The organism is Mangrovibacterium diazotrophicum, assembly GCF_003610535.1.
In the GTDB taxonomy this organism is placed as follows: domain Bacteria; phylum Bacteroidota; class Bacteroidia; order Bacteroidales; family Prolixibacteraceae; genus Mangrovibacterium; species Mangrovibacterium diazotrophicum.
In genome coordinates, this window is record NZ_RAPN01000001.1 from 1,652,032 (window position 1) to 1,666,453 (window position 14,422).

Annotated in this window: 8 protein-coding genes, 1 tRNA gene and 1 other RNA gene; 1 reads left to right on the forward strand and 9 read right to left on the reverse strand. The window is 46.0% G+C overall.

Translation table 11 applies throughout. The features are described from left to right. Positions 1–11: 11 nt before the first annotated feature. From BC643_RS06340 to BC643_RS06370, 7 genes are all read right to left on the reverse strand, one after another. Positions 12–3,224: a SusC/RagA family TonB-linked outer membrane protein gene (locus BC643_RS06340; protein ID WP_245994876.1), complete on the reverse strand. Its 3,213-nt coding sequence runs from the start codon at positions 3,222–3,224 to the stop codon at positions 12–14. A 140-nt stretch (positions 3,225–3,364) separates the two neighbouring features. Then, positions 3,365–4,342, reverse strand: a complete 978-nt coding sequence (locus BC643_RS06345) for a FecR family protein (protein ID WP_120272297.1) — start codon at positions 4,340–4,342, stop codon at positions 3,365–3,367. A gap of 67 nt (positions 4,343–4,409) precedes the next feature. Next, positions 4,410–5,027, reverse strand: coding sequence for an RNA polymerase sigma-70 factor (locus BC643_RS06350; RefSeq protein WP_120272298.1), 618 nt, complete (start codon positions 5,025–5,027; stop codon positions 4,410–4,412). A 136-nt stretch (positions 5,028–5,163) separates the two neighbouring features. Next, a complete protein-coding gene (gene uxuA / locus BC643_RS06355; RefSeq protein WP_120272299.1) occupies positions 5,164–6,384 on the reverse strand; it encodes a mannonate dehydratase in 1,221 nt (406 codons plus the stop codon). Between the two features lie 262 nt (positions 6,385–6,646). Further along, positions 6,647–9,754, reverse strand: a complete 3,108-nt coding sequence (locus tag BC643_RS06360) for a glycoside hydrolase family 2 TIM barrel-domain containing protein (RefSeq protein WP_120272300.1) — start codon at positions 9,752–9,754, stop codon at positions 6,647–6,649. A gap of 269 nt (positions 9,755–10,023) precedes the next feature. Then, positions 10,024–10,096: transfer RNA gene (locus BC643_RS06365), tRNA-Pro, on the reverse strand. Positions 10,097–10,221: 125 nt separating this feature from the next. Continuing rightward, the gene (locus BC643_RS06370) at positions 10,222–11,433 is read right to left on the reverse strand and encodes an NAD(P)-dependent oxidoreductase (RefSeq protein ID WP_120272301.1); all 1,212 of its coding nucleotides are present in this window, start codon (positions 11,431–11,433) and stop codon (positions 10,222–10,224) included. Between the two features lie 161 nt (positions 11,434–11,594). Between BC643_RS06370 and ssrA the strand changes: the two genes are divergently transcribed. After that, positions 11,595–11,992: a transfer-messenger RNA gene (gene ssrA, locus BC643_RS06375) on the forward strand. An 80-nt stretch (positions 11,993–12,072) separates the two neighbouring features. On the opposite strand, the gene porK is transcribed toward ssrA, so the two are convergent. Both porK and BC643_RS06385 read right to left on the reverse strand, forming a co-directional pair. Next, a complete protein-coding gene (gene porK, locus BC643_RS06380; RefSeq protein WP_120274174.1) occupies positions 12,073–13,413 on the reverse strand; it encodes a T9SS ring complex lipoprotein PorK/GldK in 1,341 nt (446 codons plus the stop codon). A 71-nt stretch (positions 13,414–13,484) separates the two neighbouring features. Then, positions 13,485–14,414, reverse strand: coding sequence for a PorP/SprF family type IX secretion system membrane protein (locus tag BC643_RS06385; protein WP_120272302.1), 930 nt, complete (start codon positions 14,412–14,414; stop codon positions 13,485–13,487). Positions 14,415–14,422 lie beyond the last annotated feature (8 nt).

The window sequence follows — 14,422 nt, forward strand, 5'->3', positions numbered from 1 at the left end:
TTCTTACAGTATTAAAATTCAACATTCAACCCAAAAACGAAGCGTTTACTATGCGGATAAGTTCCCCAGTCGATGCCTTGAACTGCACCACTGTTTCCCCATTGGTTAACTTCCGGATCCATCCCGCTATATTTGGTAAAAGTCAGCAAGTTTGTTGCTGTAAAGTAGGGTTGTAAGCGCGAAACACCGGCCCGGCTCAGGATCCCACCTTTAAAGTTGTACGAGAGGGTAACATCTTTAACACGCAGATATGTACCATCTTCAATAAAATAGCTGGACGGTTGCATGTTGAATCCGGCTTTTGGCACGTCTGTAATCTGACCAGGGGTACGCCAGCGTTTCAACACTTCTGTTGATTGATTTTTCAAATCATACATCCCTTGTGTATCTCCTTTGGAAGCGTTGAAAATATCGTTACCGACAGATCCTTGCATAAAAACATTCAAATTGAATCCTCTGTATGAGAAAGTATTGGTAAGTCCAAAAGTGAAGACTGGATTGGGGTCACCAATGTAGGTTTTGTCTGAAGCAGTAATCTTACCGTCTTCATTGATGTCGCGATACATTAGCTCGCCGGTTTCAGGATCTACCCCGTCACTGATATACCCATAAAAACCGCCAAGCGATCTGCCTGGTTCGTTTCTCACAACACGTGTCTGGTGGAATGCATCCGTTGTCTCAGCATCGTAATAAATCTGTTGTAACTCCAGACTCTTCAGTTCGTTCTTGTTGAATGAAATATTGAAATCCGTATTCCAACTAAAGTGGCCGGTTAAGTTGCGGCTGCTGGCCGAAAACTCGAACCCATTATTCATCATTTCTCCTTCGTTTCGCACAATACTGGTAGCCGCAGCAGCACCAGAAGGCAACGATACGTACATCAGCATATCTGTGGTATGTTTTGAATAATAGTCCATGGCAATGGTAAGCCGATCGTTCAATAGTGTCGCATCCACCCCGACATTCACCTGGCTCGTGGTTTCCCAAGTCAGATCCGAAGTACGTAGGTTTGCCTGTGTTATTAATGGCAGTGCGTCTTCTTTTCCGGTTTCAAACCATGCCTGACGGGTAATGCTGTAGGTTTGCAGGTAGGCATAGTCGCCAACACCCGATTGGTTACCGGTTTGCCCCCATCCACCCCTGATTTTCAAATCACTGAGCCAACTGGCACCTTTCATAAAGTTTTCTGAAGAAAGTCGCCATGCTCCTGAAAACGAAGGAAATGTTCCCCAGCGGTGATCTGGATGAAGCTTAGACGAACCATCCTCGCGGACGTTAAAGGTGAAAAGGTATTTACTTTCGAAGTTATAGGAAAGGCGGCCAAAGAACGACATAATTCCCCAAGCAGAGGCATTCGAACCGGTAGTGCTCCAATCAATTTCATTGGCGGCATTCAAGGTTTGAATTGAGCTGTCCCTGTAATGAGAACCACTGATGTAACTTTGCGACCATTGTGAATCGGTCCATGAGGTACCGGTCATGGCTTCGAAATTGTGTTTCTCGGCAAAGCTTTTTTTGTAGGTCAGTACGTTATCAAATACCAGCAAAGTATTCATGCTCCGGGTGTCCCAGGCACTCCCCCAATCGTCTCGATCGGCTCCGTGAACGGGAGGAGTAAAACCAGTATTCTTGCCGTTACGTCGATCTAAGGTAAATGAGCTTTTCAGTGTTAATTCCGGAAGAAAGGTGATGGTTGAGCTAGCTGATCCAATCAAACGGTTTTCAAGATTCTTGTTATTTTTCCCGTTTTCGATTGATTCCACCGGGTTGGTAATGTTTTGTCCAAAAAATACGCGGTTATACAATCCGGTCTCCGGATCGATAACGCTCGCGGCAGTTGGTAAATTCACCACTGCAAGTACTACTCCTCCGCGGTTGGAACCGGCTCCTGTTGTTACTCCGTTGCTGCTATTATCCGAATACGACAGGTTGATGCCAAAATGCAACCATTTACGTACCTGGCTTTCAATATTACTCCGGAAGTTATACCGGCGAAAGAATGCCGAGCTAAGGACACCTTTTTCGTTCAGGTACCCTGCCGATACAAAATACCGTGTTTTCTCGTTACCATCAGAAACCTGTAATTGGTAATTCTGCGTAATGCCAGTCCCGTATACTTCATCAAACCAATCGGTTTGATCGGTGGTTCCTTCAGGTATTGCGCCCGGTCTGATTTCGTCAATCAGTTCTTTATACTGTGCTGCGTTAAGCGAGTGAATTTGATTGGCAACCTCGCTGACACCGAGCTGTACATTGGCCGCGACTTTTGCACCTCCACTTGCTTGTTTGGTCGTGATAAGGATAACTCCGTTCGCTGCACGTGATCCGTAAATTGCTGCCGACGAAGCATCCTTCAGGATCTGCATACTGGCAATGTCTGTTGGAGACAAGAAATTCAGGTTATCAACAGGAACACCATCAACAACATACAACGGATCATTGCTACCATTGAAAGAAGTCGTTCCGCGCACACGAATAACCATTTCTCCTCCCGGAGTTCCGTTGGGTTGATAAACATTTACACCGGCTGCTTTCCCCTGAATAGCCTGTGCGGCAGAAATAATTGGCCGCTCTTCAAGATCCTTTGTTGAAACTGTTGAAACCGCGGTGGTGACATCTTTTTTTGCAACGGTACCATAGCCAACAACGATCACCTCATCAACGCCGATCGTTTCTTCTTTCATCACGACGTTAATCGTAGGCTGTCCCTTTATTTCTATTGTTTGAGGTGCCATACCAATAAAAGAAAACTCCAGAACCCCATTATCCGGAGCTTCCAGGGAGTAACTGCCATCCACTGAAGTAATGGAGCCCGCCGTTGTTCCTTTTAATACTACCGTGACGCCAGGTATCGGAGCACCCGACTCATCCAAAACCCTACCGGTTACCTTGTGCTCTTTTTGCTCGTTCGTCTCAGGAGCAGTGCCGTCGGGAACAATCAGAATAATTTTCCCTTTTATATTGTAACTGAGATGCTCTTCTTTTAACACATCGGTTAAAACATCCAGAACATCTTTATCTAAATAATTGCCGCTCTTCAGTCGGGCATTTTCAATCAACTCATTTTTATACAGAATGGAATAATCGGTGTTTTGCTCGATGTAACTGAAAATTTCCTCCAGACTTTGGTTCTTAAAATCCATGGTAATTTTCGATGACTGAGAGAATCCGATTGCACTCACCTGCATGAAAGTGAGCAAAATAAGAAAGGTGGTTAACTTCATAATAGTTAGGAATTTTTTCAGCATAAGGCCTTTATGCAGCCTTTGCTTCACATCTTTTTTTTCCATAATTTTGGTTTGCATTTGAATATTAATTTATTTATGCCCGGCGATAGCGGAAGGTAGGAGCTCCGCTTTCGCCTTTATTTTTCTTTCACATAGAGTTCGATTTTTCGGTTATCAATTTTCTTGTATTGAATAGGCAAGTAAACATTCAGCGCATCAAGCACTTGCCAGATTGTTTCCTCGTTTTTAAATGTTCCGGTGAATTCGGTTTTCGCAAACCGCTTGGTGTCATAAATCAAATCAACATCGTACCAGTTCTCCAGCCGCATGACCAGCTCGCCAAAAGGAATCTTTTGAAAATTCAGCTTATTTTCAACCCAACTGTGTGTTTGTTGCAGGTTGGCCGACTCGATGTACTGCTGGTCGTCGGAAATAAAAAACCGCTGCCCCACTTTCAACACTGCAGACTTTGTTCCAGCCTTCACTTCAACGCGCCCTTTAAACAAAGTCACTTCGTTGCGATTGAGCAGATCGTAGGCCATCACGTTAAACTCGGTTCCCAGCACTTTCACATCGCAGCGCTTGGTGCTGACAACAAAAGGAATATTGTCGTCGTGTTTTACTTTGAAGTAGGCCTCACCCACAAGTTTTACTTCGCGCTGATCTTTTGAAAAAGAAGGATAGCTGATGGACGAATTGGCATTCAACCAAACTTCGGTTCCATCGGGCAGAAAGACTTTTGACTTTTCGCCGCGTGGCGTTTCAATGGTGGTGTAACCGGTGATAAACCGGTCGCTTTTCAGATAGAAAAATGTAGTGGAAATAATCAATCCGATGATCAACACTGCGGCAACAGCTGAAATCCAGTAAGTCACCAAATTCCGGGGTTTGGCTTTGGCAGGAACACTGGTGGTCGACATGCGGTAGGACAATCTTCTCCAGTTTGCGGCAGAAGAAAGATTTTCGCCGGGCTGCCAGCCGGACTTTAGCTGATCGAAACGGGCAAGCTTGTCGCTTTCCTGCAACAGCGCCGTGAAATCATCGTATTCACGACCTTTCAATTTACCCTCGAGGTAACGATAAGCAAGTTCATCAAAAGACGATTCTCTATCCATAGTTTAGGTGTTACAACTTTATAACTCCCAAACGATAGATTTACCCATCATCGAAAACTCACTTTTTTCAAAAAAAATTTTTCAGGACAAGAATAATGATCGCGAGAGGAACGTCATTCGGGAATCGTTCCTTGAAAGTTTGCGCTGCCCGAGCCAAATGCCGCTCGACATTTTTGATGTTTATCTCCAGTTTTTCGGCAATCTCCCGGTTCTTCAAGCCATCCATTTTACTGAGCAGGAAAACCTCTTTACAACGAGGAGGCAAAGATTCGATCGTCCGTTCAATCTCCTGTTTTAGTTCCTCCTGGATTAAAAGATAGGGCTCGTCGCGGATGAAATCAATCCGGTAAAGCTCCTCAAATTTCCGAAGTGAATTGAGTTCGAAATCCTTTTCGCCGATGACTTTTATGAATTTGATGTAGTCGAGACATTGGTTCCGAACCATGCGAAAAAGATAGCCCTCAATATTGATACTTTCAATTTCATCCTTCTTTTCCCACACTTTTATAAACACATCCTGCAGGATATCTTCCGCAACCTGCGCGTCTTTGGTGATCTTCGAAGCGAAATCGACCAAACGCGGAAAGGTACGATGGAACAACTCCTCGAGAGCTTTCGGATCGCCTTTTTTGAATTGTTGGAAAAGTAAAGTAGACTTATCGGTATTGCTTGATTCGGAAGTCACTGGCTAAATTTCGTTTGCCACAAATATATACAGTTTATCCTCTCAATAAAAAAGATGATCAATCTTCCTGAAACAAAAAGCTCTGACATCATCGACATCAGAGCTTCGTATTTTTACAAAACGAGACTTTCCTGTTTTAACGAAAAACGACCCCGCTTTTTTCGATTCCCATTTCGAGACCTCGCAACTCGGCTTGTCCTCGCAACAAACCAATTGCTGAATACCCCGGGTTGGTTTTCTTTTTCAGGTCGTCCAAAATCATGTGACCGTGGTCAGCGCGCATCGGAATTTCGTCGTCGCGACGATTCATCGCATGGCGTTTCCGCTGTTCTTTCAACACGGCTACAATGACGTTGTACATGTCCACATCGCCGCGCAGGTGACTGGCTTCGTGGAAACTGCCGTCGCCATCACGTTGGGTACTGCGCAAGTGCAGGAAATTGATTTTATTTCCCATGCGTTCGATGATTCCCGGCAAATCGTTGTCGCCACGAACGCCAAGAGAACCTGTGCAGATGCATAGTCCGTTGTAAATTGAATCGACAACATTGACGATGTACTGCAAGTCGTTTTCGGTGCTCACCACGCGAGGCAGACCAAACAACGGAATTGGCGGATCGTCGGGGTGAATCGCCAAACGAACGCCTGACTCGATAGCCACCGGAACAATTTGCTCCAGGAAATACTTCAGGTTTTCGCGGTATTTTTGCGAATCAATCTCTTTGTATTCCGCCAAACGCGCGCGGAAATCTTCGATGGTGTAGCCTTCCTGTCCGCCCGGCAAACCGGCAATAATATTCTTTTGCAGGATGTATTGCTTTTCCGAGCTCATTGACTCGAACTTTTGCTTGGCCAGGTCGATCTGCTCTTTCGTGTAACAAGCCTCAGCCCCTTCCCTTCTCAAAATAAACAAGTCGAAAGCGATAAATTCGCTCATATCAAAAGCCAAAGCTCGGGCACCGTCGCTCAACTCCATCTCCAGGTTGGTGCGTGTCCAGTCCACAACCGGCATCCAGTTGTAAGTCAGCACCGGAATGCCAACTTTTCCCACATTGCGGATTGACTCTTTATACTTTTCAATCCAGGCATCACGGCTCGGTTTTCCTTGCTTGATATCTTCGTGTACCGGAATACTTTCAATTACACTCCAGTTTAATCCGCGTGGTCTGGCCGGGTTGACAGAACTGTCAAATTCAATCATTTTCTTGCGCTCTTCAATCGCCTCAACAGTCCACACCTCTCCAATCGGTACTTCGTGTAAAGCAGTCACAATTCCGGTTGCACCGGCTTGTCTAATGTCGGTTAACGTTACAGGATCACTCGGCCCATACCAACGCCACGTTTGCTCCATTCCCATATTCTGGTTTTTTAAATTTAATTTGATTGTTAGTTGATCTTTTCCAAAGTCGCACCTGAGCTTGACTTCTCCGTAAAGGTCGCCATAGATTTCATTTTTAATTAGCGCCCGTTAACGAAAACGTGACGCTTTAATGATTGCTTAATAGTGCCAAAAAGGAATCGAAAATCATGGACTCCTCATGCGCCTATAAACAAGCGGGGTGAACCTCCGAAAAGAGATTCACCCCGCTATATTTATAACTTATCCAATTGATTCGTTCCTAGTAAACGGTGAAAACGTGCGCCACCGGTTTGATCAGGAAGTTGAACTCCATGTCCTGGTAAGGAATACGGTATTCCGGACGAGGAACCGCTCCCCAACTGGTTACACAGCCCATCCCCATTTGCTTCTTGTCGATGCAGATCGTGACAAAATCGCTTTTTCTCACTTCAGGGAAATGACGCTGATCTTTTTCCAATCCATCATCCAGCGACTCCACCGAGTAGTTCAGTGCTGAGATCGAGTAGGCAGCATCCGATTTGAAGCAAAGTCCTTTGCCACCCGCTGCTGTTTGTGCCCACCAGCGAACATCGGATTTTGTACCGGTTTCCTGCGGACGAATGTAAGCGTAAGGTTGTTCGCAAACGCTTTGATCGTACAAGCCGATGAACTCCGAATCCTTGCGGTCGATGTAGTTTTCACCCGGTCCGCGACCGTAATATTTAATGTGTTGGTAATCCTGTGGCATTTCCAGTTTCATACCGAAACGGAACATCTCCGAAACTTTGTCTCCCGATCCAGCCGTCAGCTTTTGGCTAACCGCCACAGCCCCTTCATTATTGATTTGGTAGATCAGTTGCAGTTTGCCGCCGACTTCAGGCATATCGTAATCAGCTTTTACTTCAACCAAACCTTCTGATGTTGTTGTGACATTCAGTGATTTCAACTCAATTTTCGGATCTTTCCAAACTGCATATTTTAACTGCAGTTCAGCTCCAAGGTCATTGTCTGTCGGCGACCGCCAGAAGTTGGGTTTCAAAACCGTTCCTGCTTCCAACACCGGTTTTCCGTCAACCAGGTAGCGGCACAGGTAACCAGATTTGCGATTAAAGTCAATCTGGAAGTTCTCTCCTGTTACCAGCAGGTAGTTCAGATCGTTTTCAACAAGTGTCGGCTGGGCTGTCTTTTGATTGACCAGCGTTTTGTTCTCCAATCGAATTGGCTCAAACGCCCAGTCTTTTACAGCCAATTGCTGACGAGCCAACGTATAATCTGCCGGCAACAGTTGCTCTGCATCTTTCAGCTTGTAAGCTACATTTACAAATACTTCTTTTGCCTGAAGATCTACCGGAACTGTCAGCCCCAGGTCAACCTTCGTTTTCTCGTGCGGCAAAACAGCCAGATTATCTACCAAACCCGTTTTGATAACTTTTCCGTCGGCAACCAGTTCCCACTGCAGGTAGAAGTTGGAAAGGTCGCGGAAGAAATACTCGTTGTAAATTTCCACTTGTCCGCTGGCCAAATCAACCGGGCTTGTCCAGATAGACTGGTAGTAGTAGCCAACTTCGTAATAATGCGGGTTTGGTTTGCGATCCGGGCTAATCAAACCGTTATCCAAAAAGTTATTATCGGATGCATCGTAAGGGTTGAAATCGCCACCGTAGGCATAAATCAACTGGCCATCCTTGTTTTTCCAGTGGATGGATTGGTCCACAAAGTCCCAGATAAAACCACCCTGGTAAAGCGGGTATTTGCGAATCAAATCCCAGTATTCTTTAAAACCACCTTCCGAGTTACCCATTGCGTGCGCATATTCACACTGAATGAGTGGTTTCTTCTTGTCTGATTGGGCATACTTCTCGCTGTTATTGTAGTCGTAGTACATCGGGCAGAAGATGTCGGTGTAGTCGTTCTCTTTCGCTTGTTCGTACTGCACCGGGCGCGACGTATCGTACCCTTTAATCCATTCATAGCAAGCCTCGAAGTTAGGACCGAAACCGGCTTCGTTACCCATTGACCAGATAATTACAGCCGGGTGGTTGAAATTGCGGAGCACATTGCGTTCGTTACGTTCCAGATGCGCCTTTGCATATGCCGGATTCTTAGCCAGTGTTTCCGGGCCATAGCCCATTCCATGCGATTCGAGGTTAGCTTCAGCAACCACATAGATTCCGTATTTGTCGCACAGGTCGTACCACAACGAGTTATCCGGGTAGTGACAGGTACGCACCGCATTGACATTGAACTTTTTCATCATCTGGATGTCCTGCTCCATGCGTTCAGGAGATACCACGTAGCCACCATCGGGATCCAGCTCGTGACGGTTCACACCCTTAATCAGTATTGGCTGACCATTCACACAAAGTTGGTTGTTTTTCATTTCCACTTTGCGGAAACCAACTTTTACCGGAATAACTTCCTTCACCGAACCCGATTGCGTCAGTGTTGCCGTCAAATTATAAAGTACCGGTGTTTCGGCTGTCCACTTGGCCGGATTTTCCACTTCAATTTCTGTGGTAACTTCACCCGAGCCTGAAACTTGCTTTTCGGCAACCGTGTTCCCTTGTTGATCTGTCAGTTTCAATGAGACTGATGCTTTGCCTGTCAAATCAACTTTTACAGTCAAAGTACCGTCCGTATAATCATCCACCAAATCCGGTGTTACTTTCAAATCGCGCATGTGTGTTTTCTCGCGGGCAAACAGGTAGCAATCGCGGCCCACGCCCGAGAAACGCCAGAAATCCTGGTCTTCCAGGTAGCTGCCGTCGCACCAGCGAAAAGATTGGAAAGCAATCAGGTTTTTACCGGGCTTCAGGTATTTGGTCAGGTTAAACTCGGCTTCGAGCTTGCTGTCCTCACTATAGCCGACAAATTTGCCATTCACATACAGGCTGATATTGGAAGTTACCGAACCAAAATGAGCGTAGATTTCTTTGCCGCTCCAGTTAGCCGGAAGCTCGATTTCTTTGCGATACGAACCAACATGGTTATTTTCCTCGGGAACAATCGGCGGGTTATTTTTGTACTGTTCACGCCATCCGTAACCAATATTCACATACTGCGGATCGCCGTAGCCATTCAGTTCCCATAAACCGGGAACAGGCATTTCGCCCCAGCCTTTGTCATTCAAACCAACACTGTAAAAGTCGGTTGGACGTTGCCGGGCATTTTGAACCCAGTTAAATTTCCAGGTTCCGTTCAGGCTCATAAAATTCGTTGAACTTTCTTTTACTCCAGCCTCCGCTGCATCTTCCGACTCGTAAGCGAAAAACGCGCTGTGCATGGGTTCTCTGTTTACTTCATTGACTTTGGGATCCTGCCATCGTTCCTGAGCTTTCACGCTGAAGCTAAGCAACATCAAGGCAAGAGCTGCTAATTTTATTTTCATGCTTTTGTAAGTAAGATTTAAAACTGTTATTTATTTGAAGAAATGTGGTTGTCGAAAAGTTTCTCAAAATAATCAATTCAATCAGAAATATTGCATTCCCGGAACAAATCCGAAGAAATCCCAACAGAAATGATTCTACGATTAAGACGCACAAAATCGGTAAATCCCCCAAATAAAAATGAAAAATATGCAGGAATGATCAGGAGCGAAAGGAGCGAAAACAAGAAAGTCCGCAAATGACAACATTTGCGGACTTTCTTAGCATTTAGTCGGGATGACCTGACTCGAACAGGCGACCCCCACGTCCCGAACGTGGTACGCTACCAACTGCGCTACATCCCGATCGCTTACGGCATGCAAAAATAGTATTTTCATTTAAAAACAATAAAACAGCTATGGAATAATTTTAGCATTTGCTCTATTTATTTCCATTCTTTATTTTGCAGTCGAAAGCCAATCCCGTTATATTATTCTTTTAATGCATCTTGCAGAAATTTCTCTAAATATTGATATTTTGAAGTCAGTTCACCGTTCTTCAAAATGGTCGCCCGTTCAATGATTCCGTCCGCATCACCGCCAAACAAAGCGGGGAAAACAGAAGTGTACATGTCGCGGGCAAATGTTCGCGAAGCATCCAAAGGCAGTGCTGTTGGCAGGTTATCAACTGCCATAACGGTAACATGCTTCGGATTGCTGAATGCTGTCGCTTCCGACAGGTCAGCAGGATTAACATCGTAATAAGGTTCTTCGATTGAACTCGTGCGAATTGTGGTCGGAATCGGGCCATCCAAATCGCAACTAATATCTGCAATGAGCGAAATGCCGAATTTTTCGTCTTTCAACTGCTCCTTCGTGAAAAACACAGGGGAATTGCTGTTCCAGAAATGACAGGCAATAAACACGTCAGCCGCTTCCAAATAAGGTTGAAATTTGGATTCGTAATCCGACGGATCGGTGTAAAATTCTTTTTGATTGAACGTGCCGTCCTTTTTCTGCACGTAATCTTCCGGATCGAGCCGGGTAAACACAGCATGCTCGTAGGTCTTTGTTTGAAAGTCCCAGGGACTGACCTCATCTATTCCCAACTCGCGAATAATCTCCAATGCTCCGGCGGCTACCCTCCCGCCACCGGTTAGCACGATCTTCAGCGCCGGCATGCGGAATTGCTTCAGTTGATGATGAAGTTCTTTTAAATCGCGGCACTCGTCCGGGCCAGGCAAGTCAACCTTTACGAAACGTTTGGCAATTCCCTTAAAGGCGTAATAGGTACCAACAACACCCGCCCAAAATCCGAAAGCCACCACACGATTCTTTTGCGCGTCGGTAAAATATTCGTAGTCAATCAGGGTGATTTTCTTTTTGGCCATCGCAGCGAAGAACGATTGATTGTACCCTTGTTTCTTCGCCACGTGTGCAAACATGATGTAAGTTTTGCCATCGGTCATAGTTGCAGGGTCAACTTCCTTCACACCAATCAGTACATCGCAATGCGAAACATCCTCAACGACCGGAATACCGATCTTCAGGTATTCGTCATCGGTGTGAACCCGAACCGAACTAGTCTGCACAAACAATTCAACATTCGGGTAATTTTCTTTGATCCAAACGGCCGTTTCGGGCGTAATAGCCACTCGCCTGTCTTTCCATCTCCGGGTCTCACGAAGTATTCCGATTTTCATAATTGTAAATTAGGGGTATCACTCCGAAGATAGCTAAAAAACCAGCGGGAATCAAAAAGGAACTGGAAGAACGAATCCCGCAGTGCAAAAAATTCGTCAACCCAAATGAAAGGGAATTCGTGAAATTCCGAAAATTGTGTAGTTTTGTACCCCATTCTACCGGGGATGACTGGTTTTGACAGCGGGTAGAAGAGGTATGTAAGCATGCTGAGCGTTGTCTGTTGGCTCAATAATCTCAACGGGCAAACTTTTAATTGGCGAAAATAACTACGCTCTTGCTGCGTAATTCTACTAAGTAGATTACACTTTATCCCGACACTAGGTGTCGGGACGAGACATTACCCGGGTGCTATTTTCCTGAAGCGGCCCGATCCGGTGATGCAAGTAAATCGGGAATAGTGAAAGTTTTGCTTCGGAGCTTTTGCGAAAATTTAGAAGCTAAGGCAGTGGTCGGTGGCCTTGATCCAGCTCCTGCTCGAAAATTAAGTCGAGGCTAAGCATGTAGAAAGCATATTGCTTCCTCGTTTGGACCCGGGTTCGATTCCCGGCATCTCCACGACAGAAAATCTATCAACCTAAAAGCGAGCACACTAACAGTGTTCGCTTTTTATTTTAGACCAATATTGGGTCATTCTTTTCCTATCGCGCAGACGCACTAAAATCCTCACAGAAAGTCGTGCGAACACATCGGAAACCGATGTACGATTTTGCTGAATCCTGGTATTCGTAACTGCGGGTGCCGACCTGCTGATATGAAGCAGCATCTTTCCACGATCCGCCACGAACCACTTTTCGCTTCAAAACAGCCGGATCATCCGGGCGGGCGTTATACTCGTAATTGGGGTTAAGGTCGTGGATAATCTCGTAGGCTGATTCGTCGTAGGCGTTGCTGGTCCATTCGGCAACGTTTCCACCCATGTCGTACAAGCCGTAATCGTTCGGATCATAGCTTCTGATTTCCGCTGCTGCCATTCCTCCGTCGGCGACGTAATTTCCTCGCAATGGTTTAAAGTTGGCCTGGAAATCCCCGTTCTGATTTCGGGCGTAATAGCCGCCCCACGGATACATGGAAGCCAGCCGATGTCCCCGGGCAGCGTATTCCCACTCCGCTTCGGTCGGAAGCCGGTAAGCCTGCACATCAGCGTCTCCAATGGCCCTCATATACGAATTCTTTAACTCGGTTCGCCAGGCACAAAAAGCTTTGGCCTGCTTCCAGCTTACCCCAACAACAGGATACTCCTCGAAAGCGGGGTGATAGAAATAGTAGCTTGTGCGCGGGTCGTTGTAGGAATAAGTAAAGTCGCGCACCCAGCACAAAGTATCGGGATACACGTTCACCATGTCTTTCATGATAAAAGAAGCACGGTTGACAATGCGATTGCTGTTTCCTTTCTCATCGAAAACAAAGCCGTCGTAAGCGGAAGAATTGAAATTATACGAATTGGCTCGTTTCGCTGCTTGCTGCAAATCGATCCATTCATAGCTGTAGAAAAGTCTGCGTGCATCAATTTCGCGGCGGTTGCCAAATCGTTCTTCATCAGGAATAAACAAAGGCTGCAGGGCTTCCTGCTGATCGAAATCACCCCAGCCAATCTCTGGTTTCCAATTTAGCCGCGGGCTACTCAACGGATTTCCCTTCCGGTCTTCGGTAATCCTATATTCCGGGAATCGCTCCGCCAGCAAGGTGCGCGCAATCGAATCGCGAACCCAATTCACGAATTGCCGGTACTCGCTGTTGGTCACTTCTGAATCGTCCATCCAAAAGGCATCCAACGAAACCGTTTTGGTCATTTCGTTGGAAAAAGCAACTTCCTGGTCATCGGGCCCAAGGTTGAAAGCACCCTGGCGCACAAATGACATTCCGTAGGGAGTTGGCTCGTGAAAGCTTTTGGATTTGACACCGGAAAGCTCACCAAAACGTGCATTGGAGCACGACTGCAACAAGGCAATTAGCGAGATGAATAGCGTAATTTTTTTCATTGCTTTATTCCTATTTTGTGTAATCGCAGCACCCAAGCCGCTGATTATCTTCGTACAAGTTACAACACAAATCAACGCAGGAACTCCTCACACTCACAGTTTTTGATCTTGCCAAACTTCCAGATCAACTGTACCTCAGGGGTTCCGTACGAACTGTGTATAATACCGCTGACATTGTAGTCGTAGCTCAATGCCAGCCTCAGATTCTCGTTTAAATCCATCCCCAACAGCAAGCCAAACTCTTTCCTGGTGCGGTAAAAAGCACCGACTTCCACATCGGGGAAACGTCTTGATTCGGCCAAAACCGACAATTTAAATTCGGCCTGGTAAATATTTTTGTTGTTGATTAAACACAGTCCGCTCAACAGGCTGAATGTTCGGTCCAGCTTGCCCTTGTACATGGCATAAGCAAAATTCGTGTTCGACTGGTATTCGTCGTCTCCGTTAAACAGGCTGATGAGGTTAACCACCGAAACGCCAAACAAAACCTTGTAGCTCACCAGTTCAACGCCAACATCAACATTGTGCACTGTCCAGCTTTGACGGGCATTGCTGATTGCCGGATCATTGGTGACATCCGTAGTCGCTTCACCAAAATCGTAATAGTAATTCTGCACCTTATAAGCAGCCCCCATGTTGAGCGCCCAACGCAGGTTCAGGCGGGCCGAATAGGAATAGGACGGCGAAAGGTTGATTAGATCGGTGTAACCAATCCGGTCGTGAAAAACCTTGATCCCCAATTGGCCGATCTGGGTTGAATGCGTCCGGTTGGTAAACAGTTTCGCCGTGAAAGTCAGATATTCGGTAACCGGAGCACCGGGGAAGTTCATCCATTGCTTGCGGGCAGCGGCACTACCCACAAACTGGTACTCGCTTATCATCGCCCCAGGGTTAATCTGGTAAGTATTCTCCCAGTAATTATTGATGCGAATATTCGATTGAGCCGAAACATGGACACCCAAACAAAAGCAGGCAAACAAAAGCAGGAGGATTCTACGCATATACGTTT

Excerpts from the sequence above, each read along its gene's own strand:
- BC643_RS06340 (WP_245994876.1), bottom strand. The coding sequence starts at position 3,224 with ATGAAGTTAACCACCTTTCTTATTTTGCTCACTTTCATGCAGGTGAGT.
- BC643_RS06345 (WP_120272297.1), bottom strand. The coding sequence starts at position 4,342 with ATGGATAGAGAATCGTCTTTTGATGAACTTGCTTATCGTTACCTCGAG.
- uxuA (WP_120272299.1), bottom strand. The coding sequence starts at position 6,384 with ATGGGAATGGAGCAAACGTGGCGTTGGTATGGGCCGAGTGATCCTGTA.
- BC643_RS06360 (WP_120272300.1), bottom strand. The coding sequence starts at position 9,754 with ATGAAAATAAAATTAGCAGCTCTTGCCTTGATGTTGCTTAGCTTCAGC.
- BC643_RS06370 (WP_120272301.1), bottom strand. The coding sequence starts at position 11,433 with ATGAAAATCGGAATACTTCGTGAGACCCGGAGATGGAAAGACAGGCGA.
- porK (WP_120274174.1), bottom strand. The coding sequence starts at position 13,413 with ATGAAAAAAATTACGCTATTCATCTCGCTAATTGCCTTGTTGCAGTCG.
- BC643_RS06385 (WP_120272302.1), bottom strand. The coding sequence starts at position 14,414 with ATGCGTAGAATCCTCCTGCTTTTGTTTGCCTGCTTTTGTTTGGGTGTC.